General features: G+C 54.8%; 16 protein-coding genes. 8 read left to right on the top strand and 8 right to left on the bottom strand.

Annotated features, from left to right (window positions below; genetic code table 11):
- Window position 1: 1 nt before the first annotated feature.
- Window positions 2–1,243: an MFS transporter gene (locus EV102420_RS08315; protein ID WP_042390859.1), complete on the bottom strand. Its 1,242-nt coding sequence runs from the start codon at window positions 1,241–1,243 to the stop codon at window positions 2–4.
- A gap of 244 nt (window positions 1,244–1,487) precedes the next feature.
- Here EV102420_RS08315 and EV102420_RS08310 point away from each other — a divergent pair, with 244 nt between their 5' ends.
- Window positions 1,488–2,483, top strand: a complete 996-nt coding sequence (locus tag EV102420_RS08310; RefSeq protein ID WP_042390857.1) for a LacI family DNA-binding transcriptional regulator — start codon at window positions 1,488–1,490, stop codon at window positions 2,481–2,483.
- Between the two features lie 43 nt (window positions 2,484–2,526).
- Here the strand turns inward: EV102420_RS08310 and EV102420_RS08305 are convergent, their stop codons facing one another.
- On the bottom strand, window positions 2,527–3,735 hold the full coding sequence (locus tag EV102420_RS08305) for an aldose 1-epimerase family protein (protein ID WP_042390855.1): 1,209 nt from the start codon (window positions 3,733–3,735) through the stop codon (window positions 2,527–2,529).
- A gap of 325 nt (window positions 3,736–4,060) precedes the next feature.
- Window positions 4,061–5,158 carry an oxidoreductase gene (locus EV102420_RS08300; protein ID WP_042390853.1) on the bottom strand — a complete coding sequence of 366 codons (1,098 nt, stop codon included), beginning with the start codon at window positions 5,156–5,158 and terminating at the stop codon, window positions 4,061–4,063.
- 160 nt (window positions 5,159–5,318) lie between these two features.
- On the opposite strand from EV102420_RS08300, the gene EV102420_RS08295 reads away from it, so the two are divergent.
- Both EV102420_RS08295 and EV102420_RS21245 read left to right on the top strand, forming a co-directional pair.
- The gene (locus tag EV102420_RS08295) at window positions 5,319–6,200 is read left to right on the top strand and encodes a LysR family transcriptional regulator (RefSeq protein ID WP_042390851.1); all 882 of its coding nucleotides are present in this window, start codon (window positions 5,319–5,321) and stop codon (window positions 6,198–6,200) included.
- Between the two features lie 457 nt (window positions 6,201–6,657).
- Complete coding sequence (locus EV102420_RS21245; RefSeq protein ID WP_072015213.1) at window positions 6,658–7,014, top strand: hypothetical protein; 357 nt, start codon at window positions 6,658–6,660, stop codon at window positions 7,012–7,014.
- Between the two features lie 75 nt (window positions 7,015–7,089).
- Here EV102420_RS21245 and EV102420_RS08285 read toward each other — a convergent pair whose 3' ends face one another.
- Window positions 7,090–7,503, bottom strand: a complete 414-nt coding sequence (locus EV102420_RS08285; protein WP_042390847.1) for a hypothetical protein — start codon at window positions 7,501–7,503, stop codon at window positions 7,090–7,092.
- Window positions 7,504–8,033: 530 nt separating this feature from the next.
- On the opposite strand from EV102420_RS08285, the gene EV102420_RS08280 reads away from it, so the two are divergent.
- Window positions 8,034–8,243, top strand: coding sequence for a hypothetical protein (locus EV102420_RS08280; RefSeq protein ID WP_042390845.1), 210 nt, complete (start codon window positions 8,034–8,036; stop codon window positions 8,241–8,243).
- Between the two features lie 53 nt (window positions 8,244–8,296).
- Here the strand turns inward: EV102420_RS08280 and EV102420_RS08275 are convergent, their stop codons facing one another.
- On the bottom strand, window positions 8,297–8,533 hold the full coding sequence (locus EV102420_RS08275) for a DUF1272 domain-containing protein (protein WP_042390843.1): 237 nt from the start codon (window positions 8,531–8,533) through the stop codon (window positions 8,297–8,299).
- 135 nt (window positions 8,534–8,668) lie between these two features.
- Between EV102420_RS08275 and EV102420_RS08270 the strand changes: the two genes are divergently transcribed.
- Entirely contained in the window at window positions 8,669–9,340 is a 672-nt protein-coding gene (locus tag EV102420_RS08270) for an SOS response-associated peptidase (protein ID WP_042390840.1), read from the top strand.
- A 21-nt stretch (window positions 9,341–9,361) separates the two neighbouring features.
- On the opposite strand, the gene cybB is transcribed toward EV102420_RS08270, so the two are convergent.
- The 3 genes from cybB to EV102420_RS08255 all read right to left on the bottom strand — a co-directional run bounded on the left by cybB (window position 9,362) and on the right by EV102420_RS08255 (window position 12,357).
- Window positions 9,362–9,892: a cytochrome b561 gene (gene cybB, locus EV102420_RS08265; protein WP_042390839.1), complete on the bottom strand. Its 531-nt coding sequence runs from the start codon at window positions 9,890–9,892 to the stop codon at window positions 9,362–9,364.
- Window positions 9,893–9,977: 85 nt separating this feature from the next.
- Window positions 9,978–11,417 (bottom strand): aldehyde dehydrogenase, encoded by a 1,440-nt coding sequence (gene aldA / locus EV102420_RS08260; RefSeq protein ID WP_042390838.1) that lies wholly within the window; start codon window positions 11,415–11,417, stop codon window positions 9,978–9,980.
- 136 nt (window positions 11,418–11,553) lie between these two features.
- A complete protein-coding gene (locus EV102420_RS08255; protein WP_042390836.1) occupies window positions 11,554–12,357 on the bottom strand; it encodes a YdcF family protein in 804 nt (267 codons plus the stop codon).
- Window positions 12,358–12,520: 163 nt separating this feature from the next.
- On the opposite strand from EV102420_RS08255, the gene EV102420_RS08250 reads away from it, so the two are divergent.
- Genes EV102420_RS08250 through EV102420_RS08240 form a run of 3 tightly spaced genes read left to right on the top strand, consistent with a single transcriptional unit; the run spans window position 12,521 to window position 16,689 of the window.
- The gene (locus EV102420_RS08250; RefSeq protein ID WP_042390834.1) at window positions 12,521–14,185 is read left to right on the top strand and encodes an MFS transporter; all 1,665 of its coding nucleotides are present in this window, start codon (window positions 12,521–12,523) and stop codon (window positions 14,183–14,185) included.
- A 45-nt stretch (window positions 14,186–14,230) separates the two neighbouring features.
- Complete coding sequence (locus EV102420_RS08245; protein WP_042390832.1) at window positions 14,231–15,310, top strand: HlyD family secretion protein; 1,080 nt, start codon at window positions 14,231–14,233, stop codon at window positions 15,308–15,310.
- On the top strand, window positions 15,307–16,689 hold the full coding sequence (locus EV102420_RS08240) for an efflux transporter outer membrane subunit (protein ID WP_042390829.1): 1,383 nt from the start codon (window positions 15,307–15,309) through the stop codon (window positions 16,687–16,689). Before EV102420_RS08245 ends, EV102420_RS08240 begins: the two co-directional genes overlap by 4 nt.
- Window positions 16,690–16,693 lie beyond the last annotated feature (4 nt).

The following is a 16,693-nucleotide window of genomic DNA, read 5'->3' as shown; positions in this document are numbered from 1 at the left end:
GTCAGATAGCGGAAAGTTGCGGGACCTGCGGATCCGCCGAAGCGTTGCCGGATCGCAGTAAAAACATGGAGATAAAGGTGATGCCGAACACCAGCAGTCCCATAAAGAGATAGGATTCGGCGAAGCCATATTTTTCATAGCTGTAGCCTGCCAGCGGCGACAGCACCGAGGCGATCACCGAGCTGGTGCAGGCGAAACCCACCAGATAGAGCGTTGATGAGAGGCGCTTATCGAAATTCAGGCTGTTGTATTTGAAGATCGCCACCAGCAGCACCGGCAGCTCGACGGCATGCAGCAGTTTGGTAATGGAGATCAGCAGTGGCCCCTCCACCAGCCCGGAGGCGATCATGCGCATCGCCATTACCATGCCAGCGAATATCAGGCCATTTTTAGCCCCGACGCGATTCACCAGCCACGGGGCACAAAACATTCCCGCAGCTTCGAGGAACACCTGAAACGAATTGAGATAGCCATACATCGCATTGCCTTCCTGCGGCGTGGCAAACTGTGATGAGAAATAGACCGGAAACTGCTGGTCATAAACGCCGTAAATACAGGTGCCAACGACGAAGAACACCAGCGCCCAGAAGCGCGGCAGGGTCAGCAGACGCAGGGCGTCCTGAAGCGTCACTTTGCCCCCCGCCACCGCCTCCTGCATGGCATGGGGTGCAGAGGAGACCCGCAGCCGGGCCAGCAGCAACAGAAATACCAGCCCGGAGCAGCTGGCAACCGCAAAGTTCAGCTTTGGATCGATGTTAAACAGCAGCCCGGCGAAAAACGTCGCCACAGCCCAACCCAGCGAGCCCCACATCCGCGCTTTGCCGAATTCAAACTGGCTCTGACGCGCCACGCGTTCGGTATAGGACTCCAGCACGCCGATCCCGCCGTTAAAGGTCAGGCCGATAAAGATGCCGCCAAATACGCTGCCAAGCAGGATGTTAATCTTCAACAGGTGCCCGAACAGCAGATACGCCGGACCCGAGAGGATCAGCATCGTGGTGAGATACCACAGCAGATGCTTGCGCAGGCCGAGCTTGTCCTGAATAAAGCCGTAACAGATCTGGGCAAACAGCGCGGAGACCGACAGCACCGCGAAAATAATCCCCGTATCCCCTGCTTTCAGCCCAACTTCCTGATGCAGCCAAATAGAAAGTAATGAGCCTGAGGAAGACCAGGTAACAAAAAAGAAGAACAGCAAGGCACTGAGTAACGGGTAACTGTGAGAATGATGGGCTTTCATCATGGCGATCTCATGTTGGAGTAATGCCTTAATGGTAACGTTAACAAAAGACAGCGCTCACGCCATTTTGCTGAGATTCATGATGTTAATCACAAAAGTTAACGTTAACATAGCGAGGATGAGATCGCGATCAACATTTCTGTTTTACCGCCTGCAACACGTAGCAGGAAGAATAGCGTATGATCCTTTTACATCAGCAACTTAGTTATACTGCCTGAAGCAACACGGCAATGATGGAGTAAGACACATGGCGTCCCTGAAAGATGTGGCAAAACTGGCAAACGTATCGCTGATGACCGTATCCCGTGCGCTGAATAGCCCGGAGCGGCTGAAACCTGAAACCCTGGCTCGGGTGCAGCTGGCCATTGAGCAGACCAACTACGTGCCGGATTTATCAGCCAAGAAGATCCGGGGAGCCCATGCCTCGCCAAGTACCATTGGCGTATTGGCGCTGGATACCGTGACGACCCCGTTTTCAGTAGAGATCACCCTCTCTATCGAAGAGACCGCCCGCGCCCACGGCTGGAACAGTTTTGTGGTCAACATGTTTTCCGACGATAGCCCGGAGACCATGGTGGATCTGCTGCTCTCCCACCGTCCGGACGGCATTATCTTTACCACCATGGGTCTACGGCAGGTTCCGCTGCCCACCAAGCTGCTGACCCTGCCCTGCGTGTTGGCAAACTGTGAAAGCCTGCACGAGCCGGTGGCGAGCTACATTCCGGATGATGAGCAGGGTCAGTACACCGCGGTGAAGGCGCTGCTGGCCGCGGGCTATCGTCGTCCGCTCTGCCTCCACCTACCTGAAAAGCACCTGGCGACTATTCGCCGCCGTCAGGGACTGGAGCGCGCCTGCCGCGAAGCCAACGTCGATCCCGATACGCTCGACCACGTTTATATGCAGTTCGGCGATGAGCACTACCGCGATATGCCCGCCCAGCTGCTGGCGCATATTCGTCACGGCAAGCCGCTGTTTGACTCCGTGATCTGCGGTAACGATCGCATTGCGTTTATGGTGTACCAGACGCTGCTCGCCCAGGGATTACGTATCCCGCAGGACGTCGCAGTAATGGGCTATGACAATATGGTGGGCATTGGCGATCTCTTCTTCCCGCCGCTGTCGACGGTACAGCTACCGCACTATGATATTGGCCGCCTGAGCGCGCTGCATATCATCAATCAGGAAACGCACAGCGATACCATCCGCGTCGAAAGCCCGCTGCTGCTGCGCGAATCGCTGTAGCAGTCCACTCCCGGAGCAACCGTCCGGGAGCGCTACAGACAGGTTACTCTTTCGCTATCGGCGTGGCGTTCTCTTCGATTTTCGTCTCGCCCTGAATAGCGGCAATTTTCTTCTCGACGTCCGCTACCTGCTCGCTGCTGTGCAGCAAGGTATAGGTCAAATCAAACTGCGTGCTGGCGCCCGGCTCTAACTGCTTCACGCGCTTCTGCTCACGTTCAATGGTAACCGGGTAGGCATAGTTAGTCCCTGGCTCAATGCCGGTGACGTAGCCCTGATTAACGGTATCGGTATTTTTCCATAACGTCAGCACCGGCAGCTGGCGGGTATCGAACTGGATAGCGGCTCCCTTGTTGCCCGCCTTATTCACCACTGCCGCCAGAGTCTGGTGATCCTCCCCGGAGAGCGGCTGGATGTTAAACACCATCTCATCGAAGCCTTTGGTCGGGCCGGCATAGGTCTGCCATGTCTTCAGGCCCTCTTTGGCATAGTCGTTAAACGGACTGATGCTGGAGATCGGCGCAAGGAACCGCGCACCCTCTTCGAGGATCGGCATCCCGAAGTTACTGTGGTAGATGATCTGGTAATCATGCGGATAGTCCGCGTGGTTAGTCAGCACATCATGCAGGCTAAAGCTATTGCTGCCGGGTACATAGCGCAGCTCGGTCATGGTCTGCAAATCGGCCTTCTTGAAGGTGCTCTCTTTGACCAGGCCACGAATGCGGATCTCATGCGGCGCGGCGTCAGCTACCTCAACTTCGACCTGCGAGGCGGGGGTATTGCCTGCTTTTCCATGCAGGGTGTAGATCTGTCCATCCGCAGTGACCGGGTGCCCGGTCCACTCATAGCCGCAGCGCACCATCATTTCATTGAAACCTTCCAGCCAGCCCAATCCGTTGCGGCTTTCCAGATTGATAAATGCCGGGTTGACCACCTCTTTCACTGGCGAATCCCAGCCCATTTTTGCGCCGAAGCCCTCAATATGCAGCAGGTTCATGCCGCGCGTCGGGCTCAGGGTAATGGTAAGCCCGTCCTGACTGGTGATCACAAGGATCTTACTTCCCTCCTGCTTACCACCGTGCAGTACTTTTTGCTCAATGCTGAACGCCGTGTCTTTAATGTTCAGCTCGCTGCTGGAAATTTTCCAGTTTCCTTTATCCATGCTCTGTTCAGCACTGGTCAGCACCCAGGTTTTAGCCGCTGCCTGTCCAGAAATCAGCAGGGCAAGTACCGTTAACGTCAGTTTAATTTTCATCACTCTTCCTTTTTGCTGAATCGATTATTACGTGTCGTCGGAAAATCTACTGATTTGCAGGTTAAAGAAATGTGACGAGGTTCACCTGACGGGAAAGGTCGCACTTTAAAGGGGAACGCTGTGGATGAGATCGCATAAAACATGAAAACACCCCGCACAGTTGCGTACAAAATGCGGGGTTGGAGGGGTTTAGCTTTATCGTTTCAGCCATTCAACAGACCATGCTGGTTCAGGTGTGGCCCTGAATGCATTGAGGCGTTTATCCAGGCTTACCTGCGTTCATTTTTAGTTAATTTTTACGGTCTGTTTTGGTTTTCACCAACAGTCAGGCAGGAAGCTCGGCATCTTTAATATTGGCGATGGGCCCAAGAAGGGTGCTGTCAAACTCACGGATCTCTTTGCCAGCGGCCACGCGTTCAGGCCAGTCGTGATTCGCCAGCGCGCCACGGCCAAGCGCAATAAAATCGGCCCCCATCTGCATCACCTGTTGTGCCCGTGATTCATTATGCAGGCTACCGTTGGCCATAATGGTAAGCTGGGGTGCGTACTTACGTGCCAGCTCAACCAGTGACAGCGGGTTATCAGGGAAAGCTGGCTGCCAGGCCTCAAATTCAGTCAGGTGCAGATAATCGATACCGGATCCTGCAAGCAGCGTAAATACAATCCGCGCATCTTCTTCACCGTTCGCCCATTTATGGAAGAAGTCATTCACCTTGCCCTGAGAGATACGAATACCCACCGGGATAGCCTGACCTACACGTTGCCTAACGGCCCGAATGACGTTAAGGCTCAGTTGAAGACGGCTGGCGATATCGCCACCCCAGTGGTCGGTTCTCAGATTGGTATAATCCGTAAAGAACTGATCGAGAAGATAGCCATTTGCACCATGGATCTCCACACCGTCAAAGCCCGCGTCGAAAACAGCATACGACGCGGCATCGCCAAAGCTGCTGATAATGTCCTGAATTTCGCTTTCGCTGAGTTCGCGTGGAATAGGATATTGCCCTTCCCCACGATAAAATGTCATCTGCTTACCGACAGGACGAACGGCACTGGGTGCAACGGTTCCCGCCAAAAAGTGGTTACCCTGGGAGAGCGCCCCTGAATGCTGGATTTGCGCAAAAATATGGCCATTGTGCTGATGTACTGCATCAGTGATTTTCCGCCACCCTGCAACCTGCTCCGCACTGGTTAAGCCGGCCTGAAAAGCATAGGTTTGTGACCATGCGCGGTCGATATAGATACCTTCCGATATCACCAGACCAAAACCACCCCGGGCAAAATCTGCGTAGTAGGCTTTCATGCGATCGCTGGCTATGCCCTCTTCAGAGGCAGTGACGCGGGTCATTGGCGCTACCACCAGACGGTTTTTCAACGCGACCTTGCCAATATGAGCGGGGGTGAAAAGCGGTAATGTATTCATGTGTTCTTCCTGCTAAGTTTGAATCGTGAACACAATATAATCATTGTCGTTTTCGCTATAAACAGCCCATAGTGATAAGGCTGTATAACGAATACCGTTATAATTGATCCCTTTTTTGATAATAGCTGACTGACGTAATAATTCAGCTACCGGAGTCGCTATGAATCTGCAAAACGTATCCCTCTTTTTGGTCATAACCGAAACGCGCAGCCTGACTCAGGCAGCGAAACGTCAGAATATTTCGGCGATGGCCGTTTCAAGACGCCTGGCCTCGCTGGAGCATGAGCTTGGCGTACGTCTTGTGCAAAGAACCACGCGCTCGGTATCGCTTACTCAGGAAGGCATGGAGTTCCTGCCTTATGCCCGGGCTTTAATCGATGCAGAGACCGGGGCCAAGTCACTGTTCTCGCCTTCCACGCAGGGCGCAGCAGGTTTATTGAGAATAACGGCTCCTTCAGGATTTGGGCGTCGTAATATTTTGCCTCTGGTGCCTGAGCTGCTAGCAGATAATCCAAAGCTCAATATTGACCTTCAGCTAAGCGAAGATGTGGTGGATATCGTCGGGAGAGGGATCGACGTGGCTATCCGTATCGCACCGTTAAAGGACTCTACTCTTATCGCCCGTAAAATTACCGATAACCCTCGCGTTATCTGTGCTTCCCCTGCCTATCTCAACAGCAAGGATACGCCTCGGTTCGTTGAGGATTTAACAACGCATCATTGCCTGAGGCTCAGCAGCGTACCGCAATGGATTTTTGAACGTGACGGTGAAATTATCAGAGTCAGCGTTGAGGGACGTTTCACCTCAGACAACGTTGAAGGGGTAAGAGAACTGTGTGTTCAGGGACTGGGCATTGCCCAGCTCACCCGCTGGGATGTCAGGAAAGAGATTCAGGAGGGTGCGCTGGTTGAGATTGCATTAGCTGACGCAGAGCCTCAGGCGTTGTCAATTTGGGCAGTGTTGCCCTCAACCCGGTATCTTCCCCTTAGGGTGAGCGCTTTTATTGAGAAATTAAAATCATCCCTCACCTCAACAAATTAAAAGCCTGGCACCCACGCCAACAGGATAATTCCCTTGAGACATTATCGCCCGATGTGACTGTTACGCGGATCATGTAAACGATATTAGTTACCTACGTAAACACCTGCCAAAATTGCGCACTTTTTAATCCATTTCTTATCTGTTCAAAAACATTTTCCGCAGCGCGATCAGACCTGTCGTTCAGCCTGAGATGATGCGTGGGGATAGAAGTGCAGCACACATCAAAGTTCGCTCCGCCTTATATTCCCACCCTAAATTGTTCTATATCAAAAGAAACCATATCACTTTGTAAAGTACTATAAATTAAAGATATTTTTTCAAAGAAATTTAAGGTATAACAAAAACCATTGACACCCTAACTCAAACTGCTACATTTTTAGTCACATGCAGTGACTATTGTTTTTGCAGCTGTAAGCGTTTTTATTATTGCGATTCAGTGTTGTCAAAAGGAGAAAACATGGAATGGAAAATCATCGACTCGCTGGCCAGTCCGGGGACTGGGACCTTCTTTGCCGCAGTATCCTCACCCCGGAACTTAAAATTGATATTGTGGTACAGGAGTGATTTCTTCTTACGCTCTGGACACTGCATTTCAACAAGTAATATCGGTTTTGCAATCAATGGCCGGCTCAGAAAAATCAATATCATTCATGCCTTCCCTTTTAACTCTGAACTGTGGACCAATTTTATCAAAACGACCTGCTGCCCTGGAAATTCGCCCGATTTTAAAGGCCCATGCTTAAATACGTCCTCATGCCAATTTAAAGAATGTCCATATGGCATCAAAAAAACATCTTCCATCGTAATTAAATAGTTATTTAAGTATATATAGCATTGATATAATCAACCCACCGGGATGTGGGTTGATTAATCTTCTTTAATTAATGTATTAATGGGTCGCTGGATAGATCCCAAAGTCACCGTCTGTCGCGTATCCGATACGAAACGTCAGTGTACTGCCTGCGTCGACCTCTGCGGACTGGGCGCTCATGCTCCCCGCACAGAAGTCTTTCGGCAAGGTACTAATGACATACTCCCCCGGCGTCGGATAGACGATCACTTCTTGAGAGGTATCTAAATCTGCTACCGGTTTGCCATTAATATAGACGCGGCTTAAGCACGAATTACCTGTAAAGCTCCCATCGCGCTTGATCACCACCGCGCCACTGTCCCTTTTTTTCACCAGAAGCTGTGGAGCAAGAATTTGTTTCTGCGGCGCTATCTTCGCCTGTTGAGTAGACTCAGATGTAGACGTACAGCCAATCAGTCCAACAACCACTACCGCGATAAGTATTGTTTTCATCTGTTAGCAGTCCCATGTTTACAAGAAATAACCTCATCGTGATGTGCTACGACAAACTTCGGCATTGATAATAAAAAAACCGCCTCAAGGCGGCTATCATGCTTTCATGCGAGTTCCGATCCCGATCATCGCCTATTTGGTGAGGCAATAGTGGATAGGTCTGCTATGCCTTAACCTACCTTATCCAGGCGTATTAAAGGATGAAAAGCAAAGGTAAGCTGGTGTTTTCTTACTGCTAAAATCGCTGACAAATCAAACGGAAGCTGATATGAACACATTTACTATCATTGCCATTCCTTTTTTTATCTCTTCCATAGTGTTCCTTCTTCTCGCGGCAAGGCTGAAGCAATCCGTCTGGCTCATTGTTGGTAGTGTTTTTATGTGCTCGTCAGTGGTTAACGCTGTGATTGGCATGAGCCTTTGAAGCGATCCAGCTTAACAGAGCGTTAGAATTTTCTGGTTTCCGCTGCAAAAATAGGCAACTCCGGTACACTTAAGGTCGTTATGCAACCTATGAGAGGAGACGTCTGATGGCCACAGCTAAAGCGTACGATCTTGATCAGGCATACGAGCTACTCAACTCCGGTAAACACCGGGAGGTCGAGCTGGATTTCGACATTGATACCGATGCTTTTTTCCAGATTGCCGACGAGTATGGGAGTAAGGGTGCAGAGATAAAGCGATCTAATAATCACTTTGTTATCAAGTTAGAATCTTTATCTATCCCCTCTTTGAATTAAACAGGTATCCATCAGCAGGCGCAGTAATGGCCTGCTGTTCTTAACCCCCTACGTTACGCACAGCCTTCAGGTTTAAAAATCCGTGTCGTTGAGGCGGGGTTGTTAATGAGCTTCTCTGCCGCCCTGCGCGGTCTTTTCACCAGCTCGCCGCCGCAGTTCGGGCAGCGCATCGCCATCTTTTCTGCACAGCTGGCGCAAAACGTACACTCAAAAGAGCAAATCAGCGCCTCGGTAGCGTCCGGCAGCAGATCGCTATTGCAGCACTCGCAGTTAGGTCTTAGCTCCAGCATAGGGCAATCCTCAATGGCCTTGGGTTAATATTGACGGTCGGGTAAGTCGCCGTCCGGCATAATGACTATTTATATACCAGCCGATCCTCTTCCGCATCCCTCTCTATACTTTTAGTAACGAAACTGGAGGCGTATATGTGTGGACGATTTGCTCAGGCGCAGGCGCGCGAAGAGTACCTGACGCTCTTTGCTGATGAAGCCGAGCGCGATATCCCTTTCGATCCCGAGCCCATCGGGCGTTACAACGTTGCGCCCGGAACAAAGGTGCTTTTGTTGAGCGAACGCGACGACAGGCTGGCGCTGGATGCGGTTCACTGGGGGTATGCTCCGGGCTGGTGGGACAAACCGGCCCTGATCAACGCCCGCGTCGAGACCGCCGCCACCAGCAGAATGTTCAAGCCGCTATGGCTACACGGTCGCGCGGTCTGCTTTGCCGACGGCTGGTTTGAGTGGAAAAAGGAGGGCGATAAAAAACAGCCCTACTTTATCCACCGCCGCGACGGGCAGCCGATCTTGATGGCGGCCATCGGCAGCGCGCCGTTTGAACGCGGCGACGAAAATGAAGGCTTCCTGATTGTTACGGCCGCGGCGGATAAAGGTCTGGTTGATATCCACGATCGGCGGCCTCTAGTGCTGACGCCGGAGGCCGCCCGGGAGTGGATGCGGCAGGACGTTAGCGGCAAGGAGGCGGAGGATATCGCCAAAGATGGCGCGGTGCCGGCGGAGATGTTCACCTGGCACCCGGTCACGCGCGCGGTAGGTAATATCAAAAATCAGGGGCCGGAAATGATCGAGCCTGTAGAATAATTTCTGCCCCGAATATAACGCTTATCGCCGTTTGCCTGGCATCATGCGCCGCAGCGTATCGTCTTTCCAGACGTAGTGATGCGCCAGCGCGGCGGCGGCGTGCAGGCCAATCACGTAGTAACCCAGCGTTGCCAGGGTGACGTGCCAGCTTTTCAGGGTATCCACCAGATCGAAATTTGCTTCGCTGGCGTGGGGCATCATGATGCCGAAGGCAAACCAGTTGTTACCGCGATTCCACATCATCAGCAGGCCAACGATCGGCAGGGCAATAAACAGCAGAGTGATAACCAGATGGCCGAGATGCGCCAGCCCGGTCATCATCGCTTTTGGTTTGGGGGTAATCAGCGGAGCGGGATATTTCAGGCGTACCAGCAGACGTGCCACCATCAGCACCAGAATGGCGATCCCACAGGAGACGTGCACCATATTGATCAGCGGACGGTCGCTACGGGGGAAAAACCCGCGAAACTCCATCGCGCAGTAGGCGACCACCACCAGCAAAAATACCAGCCAGTGAATGGTTATTTGTAACCCGGAATATTTGCTGAGCATCAGATTTTCCATATCTAAAACAATAAAAAAGCAAACATACCGGGCTTTGATTAAATCTGCATTAATTATTCTCAGGCTGAATCATTCAGGATTGCAGATAGACCACCTGCGTTTGCAGATACTCGTTCAGGCCATGACGTCCGTCAGCGCCGCCAATACCGGATTTACGCCAGCCAGCATGGAACCCCTGCATGGCCTCAAAGTTCTCGCGGTTGACGTAGGTTTCGCCAAACTTCAGCCCCTTGATCGCTTTCATGGCGGTATTAAGGTTTTGCGTATAGATCGAGGAGGTCAGACCGTAGTCGCTGTCGTTAGCCATCTCCAGCGCCTCTTCCAGCGTATCAAAGACCACTACCGGTAGCACCGGGCCAAAGGTCTCCTCATGCATGATGGTCATATCCTGACGCACGTCCAGCAGCAGCGTCGGCGGATAGAAATAGCCACTGCCCTCTACCGCTTTCCCACCGAGCGCGATTTTCGCCCCCTGCTCTACGGCACCGGCCACCTTCTGCTCAACGCGAGCCAGCGCGGCGGCGTTGATCAGCGGCCCCATGGCAATGTCGTTGCGGGCGGCAGGATCGCCATACTCAACGGCGTTCATCGCCTCACCTAAACGGTTAACGAAGCGATCGTAGATGCCCTTCTGGACATAGACGCGCTCGGCGCAGTTACAGACCTGCCCGGTATTGATCACCCGAGAGTCGACGATGGCCTTCACCGCCAGCTCCAGATCGGCATCGTCCATCACAATGGCAGGCGCTTTGCCCCCCAACTCCAGGCACACCTTGGTGATGTTTTTCGCCGCCGCCGCCATAATCTTCTCGCCTGCGCCTACGCTACCGGTCATGCTGACCATCGCTACTTTCGGGTTACCCGCCAGCTCCTGACCGACGGTCTCTCCACGGCCAAGCACCAGGTTAAACACCCCACGCGGCAGGCCAATGCTGTCGACAATTTTGGCAAAGGCAATGGCGTTGTTAGGCGTAAACTCGCTCGGCTTAATGACGATGGTATTGCCCGTGATCAGGGCCGGAGCCAGCTTGCGGGCAATCAGGAAGAACGGGAAGTTCCACGGCAGGATGCCGGTGGTGACGCCTAAGGCGCGCTTGAAGACCAGGATGTTCTCTCCGGGGCGATCGCTCTGCAGGATCTCACCCTCGTAGCGGCGCGCCCATTCGGCCATGTACTCAATATAATCAGCGGTAAAGGCAACCTCGACCTCGGCCAGCTGCTGGATCTTACCGCCCTCTTCAACAATTAGAGCGCTGATCTCACTGGCCTGCTCGCGAATGCCCGCTGCGATTTTCCGCAGCCACCCGGCACGCTCGATGGCGGGCAGCGCCTCCCAGGCAGGCTGGGCGCGGGCGGCGGCATCGATGGCTTTACGCGCATCGTCTGCCGTACCGTCAGGGATGCGCGAGATGAGCGCTTCGGTCGCCGGGTTGACGACGTCAATCCAGGCCTCGCCCTGCCAGGTGACAAACTGACCATCAATATACATCGGGTGCTGTACGGGTGCTGTCATGCGCTGCTCCTGTAATGGTATTGTTTTTAACAAGTAAATATGTTGTTAAAAATCTACAGGCGTACCGGATAATTCCCAGAGCAACAGGCCGAATTTGTGAGTGAACTCATAATAAACAGCACCGTACATCAACCCTTTATATTAGTGAACGGGCTTGCAGAGTGGGGATTAACGTCTCATCCGCAAAAATAATCTCTCCCGCGCGGGCGATCTCATCAGGCATATCAACGTGAACAATAAAATCGCGTCCGTTCGGGCCATAACCCTGGCTGTCATCGCGCAACCGCGCCAGCTCGCCGGGGATCAGCGACAGATAGCGCTCAACTGGCCAGAGCCCCTCTCTCTTCGGCTGGAAGCTCAAACCGTGACTGCCGTTTTCGAGTATCGGCGTAAAGCCAGGGTAGCTGACACAGAATGCATCTTTGTGATTGTCCGCCAGCGCGCGGGAAAAGGTGGCCATCGTTCGACGCTGCATGGTGGGATCCTGCACAACAACCAGCGTTTTTAGCGGTACGCCACGCTCGCGAAGCAGCGCCAGGGAGAAGCGTGCGTTTTCGCCGCAGTTGGTTGACCGCTCCTCGAGGATCAGTTTCTCTGGTGGAATTTTCCAGAACTGACGGGCAATATCACCAATGATTGCCGCCTCGGTACGCCCGGTGGTGCGCACTTTGTTATAGCGCGGGTGGCGGGCAATGGCCGAGTAGAGGAAAGGCGTGGAGTGGCCGATGCCGCCGCTGATGACCAGCGGTAGCTTATGGACAGCAGCCAGCTCGCAGGCAGCGTCAATGGTGGGGATCACGGCATTACCGGCCAGAATGATGCAGTCGGCCTGCGCAGGGAGCGGCTTACCCTCGAACTCATTCTGCGCCAGCCAGCGCCCCAGGGCATTCACTGCTGCCAGCGTCTTTTCTGGCAGAGTCGGAAAGCGGGGAATAAACATCGTCACCTCCTGTAGGATATATCGTTACAGGGTAACAAAGCCCGAGGTAAAGAAAAGGCGATCTCTCCTAATCGCTGATTTCCCTTTATTGATTAATCTGCTAAATATTCAATATGACAAGTATACTTACTACCTAATGCAGAACGCTTGATGTTAACAATCTATGGATGACCAACAGCTAACAAAACGCGATCCCTATGCACCACGTGAATGGGCTCCGCATGAAAAACCGATGCTGCTGGGGTCCCCCTCAACGCCGCTTCACCCCGTTCCAAAACGTATTGCCTATGGCATCGTGGGCCTGCTGGTTTGCCTGACTGGCGCGCTGGGCAATGCCATGGTGTCCGCCAACCTGCAAAATTTGCAGGGAACCTTTGCTGCCTGGTCTACGGAGATCGCCTGGCTACCGGCGGTCTACGTCATGACCAACGTCTCGATCAACCTGCTGCTGGTCAAGTTCCGCCAGCAGTATGGGCTACGCGCCTTTACTGAAGGTTTCCTGGTGCTCTACGTGCTGGTGACCTTTTTTCACCTTTTCGTCAACGATCTCAGTTCGGCGATAATGGTGCGGGCCGCGCATGGCATGGTGGCGGCGGCCCTGAGCTCGCTGGGGATCTACTATCAGATTCAGGCCTGGCCTGCCCGCCACCGTCTCAAGGCGTTAACTATTGGTATCACCGGCTCGTCGCTGGCGATCCCCATGGCAAGGCTCTTCTCAACCGAGCTGCTGCAAACCGACGAGTGGCGCGGGCTGTACCTGTTTGAGCTGGGGCTGGCGCTGGTCTCCCTTGCCTGCGTCATCATGCTTAAGCTGCCGCCGGGCGATCGCAAAAAAGTGTTTGAGAAGAAGGACTTTATTACCTTCATGCTGTTTGCCCCCGGCATGGCCCTGCTCTGTGCGGTACTGTCGCTGGGGCGGCTAGAGTGGTGGTTCGAAACGCCGTGGCTCGGCTGGGCGCTGGCGGGGGCGCTGGTGTTGATCGTTAGCGCCATCGTCTTTGAGCACAACCGCAGCAACCCACTGCTCAATACCCGCTGGCTCTCCAGCGGCAGCATCGTGCGGCTGGGGCTGATTATGATCCTGATCCGCATCGTGCTGGCAGAGCAGAACAGCGGTGCCATCGGCTGGCTGCAGTATATCGGCCTGCAAAACGAGCAGATGACCAACCTGGCCTGGGCGATTTTTGCCGGCATCGTCTGCGGCATCGTCGCCAGCTGCCTGACCATTAAGCCCCAGCGTCTGGCCTGGCCCATTGTGACCTCGCTGGCGGTGATGATCGTGGCTTCCCTGCTCGATAGCCAGTCAACGAGCCTGACTCGAGCCAACCAGTTTATGGTGAGCCAGTTCCTGCTAGGCTTCGGCAGCGCCTTTTTCCTTGCCCCGGCGATGCTGGCGGGCATCGGCAGCGTGGTCACCGAGCCGCGTAACCTGGTGAGCTTCTCGGTGCTGTTTGGTATGAGCCAAAACCTCGGCGGCCTGCTGGGCTCGGCGGTGCTGGGCACCTTCCAGGTGTGGCGGGAGAAGTATCACTCCAGCCTGCTGGCGGATCAGCTTACCTCCCTCGATCCGCTGGTGACCGAGCGCATTCAGCTCTATACCCGGCTGTACCAAAATCTGATTGGCGACAGCACGCTACTCAACGCTCAGGCTATCGCCCAGCTACAAAGCGTCAGCTCTATCGAAGCAAATATTCTCGCTTATAACGATACTTATATGCTGACCGCGACCGTTGCCGCCGCCACCCTGCTGTGGATCCTATGGCGACTGCTGCGGCTGCGTATTACCGCCCGCCTGGCGCTAAAAAAAGCAGTGAACACCCCGAAATAGAATTGGAAGCGCATTAATGAGAGCAGTGTTACAACAGGAGTGGTTATGAGTCAGCAGGATGCCGCTAAAGAGCAGGCACATACTCGCAGCAACCTGCGGGTGGTTTCGATTTTTGCCGCCGCCGCCATTGGCATTGTGGGCGTACTGGTGATCCTCTACGCCTGGCAGTTACCGCCGTTTACCCGCCATACCCAGTTTACCGATAACGCCTACGTGCGCGGCCAGACCACCTTTATCAGTCCGCAGGTTAATGGCTATATCACCGAGGTGAAGGTGCAGGATTTTGCCGTGGTAAAGCGCGGCGATCTGCTGGTGCAGATTGACGATCGCATCTACAAGCAGCGGGTGCATCAGGCCGAGGCCCAGCTGGCGATGAAGGTAGCCGCGCTCAATAACAACCTGCAACAGCGCAAAAGCGCCGAGGCGGTGATCAAGCGTAACGAAGCGGCGCTGCAAAATGCCCAGGCGCAGAACCAGAAGTCGCAGGCGGATTTACGCCGGGTGAAAAATCTTACGGCAGATGGTTCGCTATCGATTCGTGAGCGCGACGCGGCGTTAGCCAGCGCGGCTCAGGGCAGCGCCGATATTGCGCAGGCCCGGGCTACCCTTGAGACGTCACGCCAGGATCTGCAAACGGTGATAGTCAACCGTGCGGCACTGCAGGCCGACGTGGAGAATGCCAAGGCGGCGCTGGAGCTGGCGCAGATCGATCTACAAAACACCCGTATCGTTGCTCCGCGTGACGGACAACTGGGACAGATGGCGGTGCGTCTTGGTGCCTACGTCACGGCGGGCACGCACCTGACCTCGCTGGTGCCTTCCCAGCGCTGGATTATCGCTAACCTGAAAGAGACGCAGCTTGCCAATGTTCACATCGGCCTGCCCGTGCGCTTTACCGTGGATGCGCTGAACAATCAGGCCTTCTCCGGTCGTGTAGAATCTATCTCCCCGGCAACCGGGGTTGAGTTCAGCGCTATTTCGCCGGATAACGCTACTGGTAACTTTGTGAAGATTGCCCAGCGTATTCCGGTCCGTATTGCGGTAGAGGGAAATGCAGAGCAGATCGCGCGTCTGCGTCCTGGCATGTCGGTGCAGGTGCATATTGATACCCGGGAGGCGAAATGAGACCGTTTCGCCCCGCGCTGCTGGCGCTTTGCGTTGCCCTTGCGGCCTGTCAGTCAGTTGACGTCCAGCCCGCCAAGCCCAGCCTGAAGATCCCCGCCCAGTGGCGCAGCACCGTCGGGCCGACCAGCCAGGCCGAGGCGGTCTGGTGGCGGAATTTCCACGACAGCCAGCTCAACCAGTACGTAGACCAGGCCCTGCGCTATAACAGCGATATCCTGATCGCCCGCGAGCGGGTCAATGAGTATCAGGCGCGGGTGTACGCCGCCGAGGGTAGCCTGTTCCCGACGCTGGATGCGGGCCTCAGCGGCACGCGAGCGCGAACGCAGTCTGCGGCGACAGGTCTGCCAGCCTACAGTACGCTTTATCGGGGCAATCTCTCTGCCAGCTACGATGTGGATCTGTGGGGAGCCAACCGCAGCACCGCCAGAGCCGCCCAGGCCTCACTGGAAGCCCAGCAGGCCGCCGCCGCCGCGGCGAACCTGACCGTGGCGTCGTCGGTGGCAACGGGCTACGTGACGCTGCTTTCGCTTGATGAACAGCTGCGCGTCACCCAGTCAACGTTGAAAGCGCGTGAAGAGGCGTTCACCCTCGCCCAGCGGCAGTACGAGGCGGGCTATAGCTCGCGGCTGGAACTGATGCAGTCGGACTCCGAGCTACGTGCTACCCGGGCGCAGATCCCGCAGATCCAGCATCAGATTACCGAGCAGGAGAACGCCCTGAGCGTACTGATTGGCGATAACCCCGGCGGCATCCGCCGCAGCGACGAGTTTGATAAACTGACCCCGCTACGCATTCCCGGCCAGCTTCCCTCCTCGCTGCTCAACCGTCGGCCGGATATCGTCCAGGCGCAGCGGGAGCTGATCGCTGCCGATGCCAGCCTCGCCGTTTCGCAGGCACAGCTATTGCCGTCTCTGAACCTGACGGCGGGGGGATCGGTGCAGGATGATACTCTGGCGGGGCTACTCGATAATCCGCTGCGGCTGTGGAGCGTCGGCGGCAGCATTCTTGCCCCGCTGCTCAACCGCCAGGCGCTGAATGCGCAGGTGGATGTCTCCCAGTCCCAGCGCAATCAGGCGCTCTATGGCTATGAGCGTACGGTGCGCAACGCCTTTAAAGAGGTCAACGACAGTCTCGACGCCATTGCCCGCTTGCAGGAGCAGCTGGTCGAGCTACAGGCCCAGGTGGAGGTGGCAGACGAAACGCTGCGCATCGCGCAGAATCGTTACCAGAATGGCTACTCTTCCTATCTGGACGTGCTGGACGCCCAGCGCACCCTCTTCTCGGCGCAGCTCAACGTGGTGCAGGTGAAGAACAACGTGCTGCTGGCGCAGATCGACCTTTATCGGGCTTTAGGCGGGGGCTGGGCAGGTCAACCCTAAATCA

The sequence above is a fragment of the Pseudescherichia vulneris NBRC 102420 genome (assembly GCF_000759795.1).
GTDB classification, from domain to species: Bacteria; Pseudomonadota; Gammaproteobacteria; order Enterobacterales; family Enterobacteriaceae; genus Pseudescherichia; species Pseudescherichia vulneris.
Note: the sequence above shows the minus strand (reverse complement) of the source record. Positions and strands in the feature narration are given on the sequence as shown.

Coding starts and splice junctions, on each gene's coding strand:
- EV102420_RS08315 (WP_042390859.1), bottom strand. CDS start 1,243: ATGATGAAAGCCCATCATTCTCACAGTTACCCGTTACTCAGTGCCTTG.
- EV102420_RS08310 (WP_042390857.1), top strand. CDS start 1,488: ATGGCGTCCCTGAAAGATGTGGCAAAACTGGCAAACGTATCGCTGATG.
- EV102420_RS08305 (WP_042390855.1), bottom strand. CDS start 3,735: ATGAAAATTAAACTGACGTTAACGGTACTTGCCCTGCTGATTTCTGGA.
- EV102420_RS08300 (WP_042390853.1), bottom strand. CDS start 5,158: ATGAATACATTACCGCTTTTCACCCCCGCTCATATTGGCAAGGTCGCG.
- EV102420_RS08295 (WP_042390851.1), top strand. CDS start 5,319: ATGAATCTGCAAAACGTATCCCTCTTTTTGGTCATAACCGAAACGCGC.
- EV102420_RS21245 (WP_072015213.1), top strand. CDS start 6,658: ATGGAATGGAAAATCATCGACTCGCTGGCCAGTCCGGGGACTGGGACC.
- EV102420_RS08285 (WP_042390847.1), bottom strand. CDS start 7,503: ATGAAAACAATACTTATCGCGGTAGTGGTTGTTGGACTGATTGGCTGT.
- EV102420_RS08280 (WP_042390845.1), top strand. CDS start 8,034: ATGGCCACAGCTAAAGCGTACGATCTTGATCAGGCATACGAGCTACTC.
- EV102420_RS08275 (WP_042390843.1), bottom strand. CDS start 8,533: ATGCTGGAGCTAAGACCTAACTGCGAGTGCTGCAATAGCGATCTGCTG.
- EV102420_RS08270 (WP_042390840.1), top strand. CDS start 8,669: ATGTGTGGACGATTTGCTCAGGCGCAGGCGCGCGAAGAGTACCTGACG.
- cybB (WP_042390839.1), bottom strand. CDS start 9,892: ATGCTCAGCAAATATTCCGGGTTACAAATAACCATTCACTGGCTGGTA.
- aldA (WP_042390838.1), bottom strand. CDS start 11,417: ATGACAGCACCCGTACAGCACCCGATGTATATTGATGGTCAGTTTGTC.
- EV102420_RS08255 (WP_042390836.1), bottom strand. CDS start 12,357: ATGTTTATTCCCCGCTTTCCGACTCTGCCAGAAAAGACGCTGGCAGCA.
- EV102420_RS08250 (WP_042390834.1), top strand. CDS start 12,521: ATGGATGACCAACAGCTAACAAAACGCGATCCCTATGCACCACGTGAA.
- EV102420_RS08245 (WP_042390832.1), top strand. CDS start 14,231: ATGAGTCAGCAGGATGCCGCTAAAGAGCAGGCACATACTCGCAGCAAC.
- EV102420_RS08240 (WP_042390829.1), top strand. CDS start 15,307: ATGAGACCGTTTCGCCCCGCGCTGCTGGCGCTTTGCGTTGCCCTTGCG.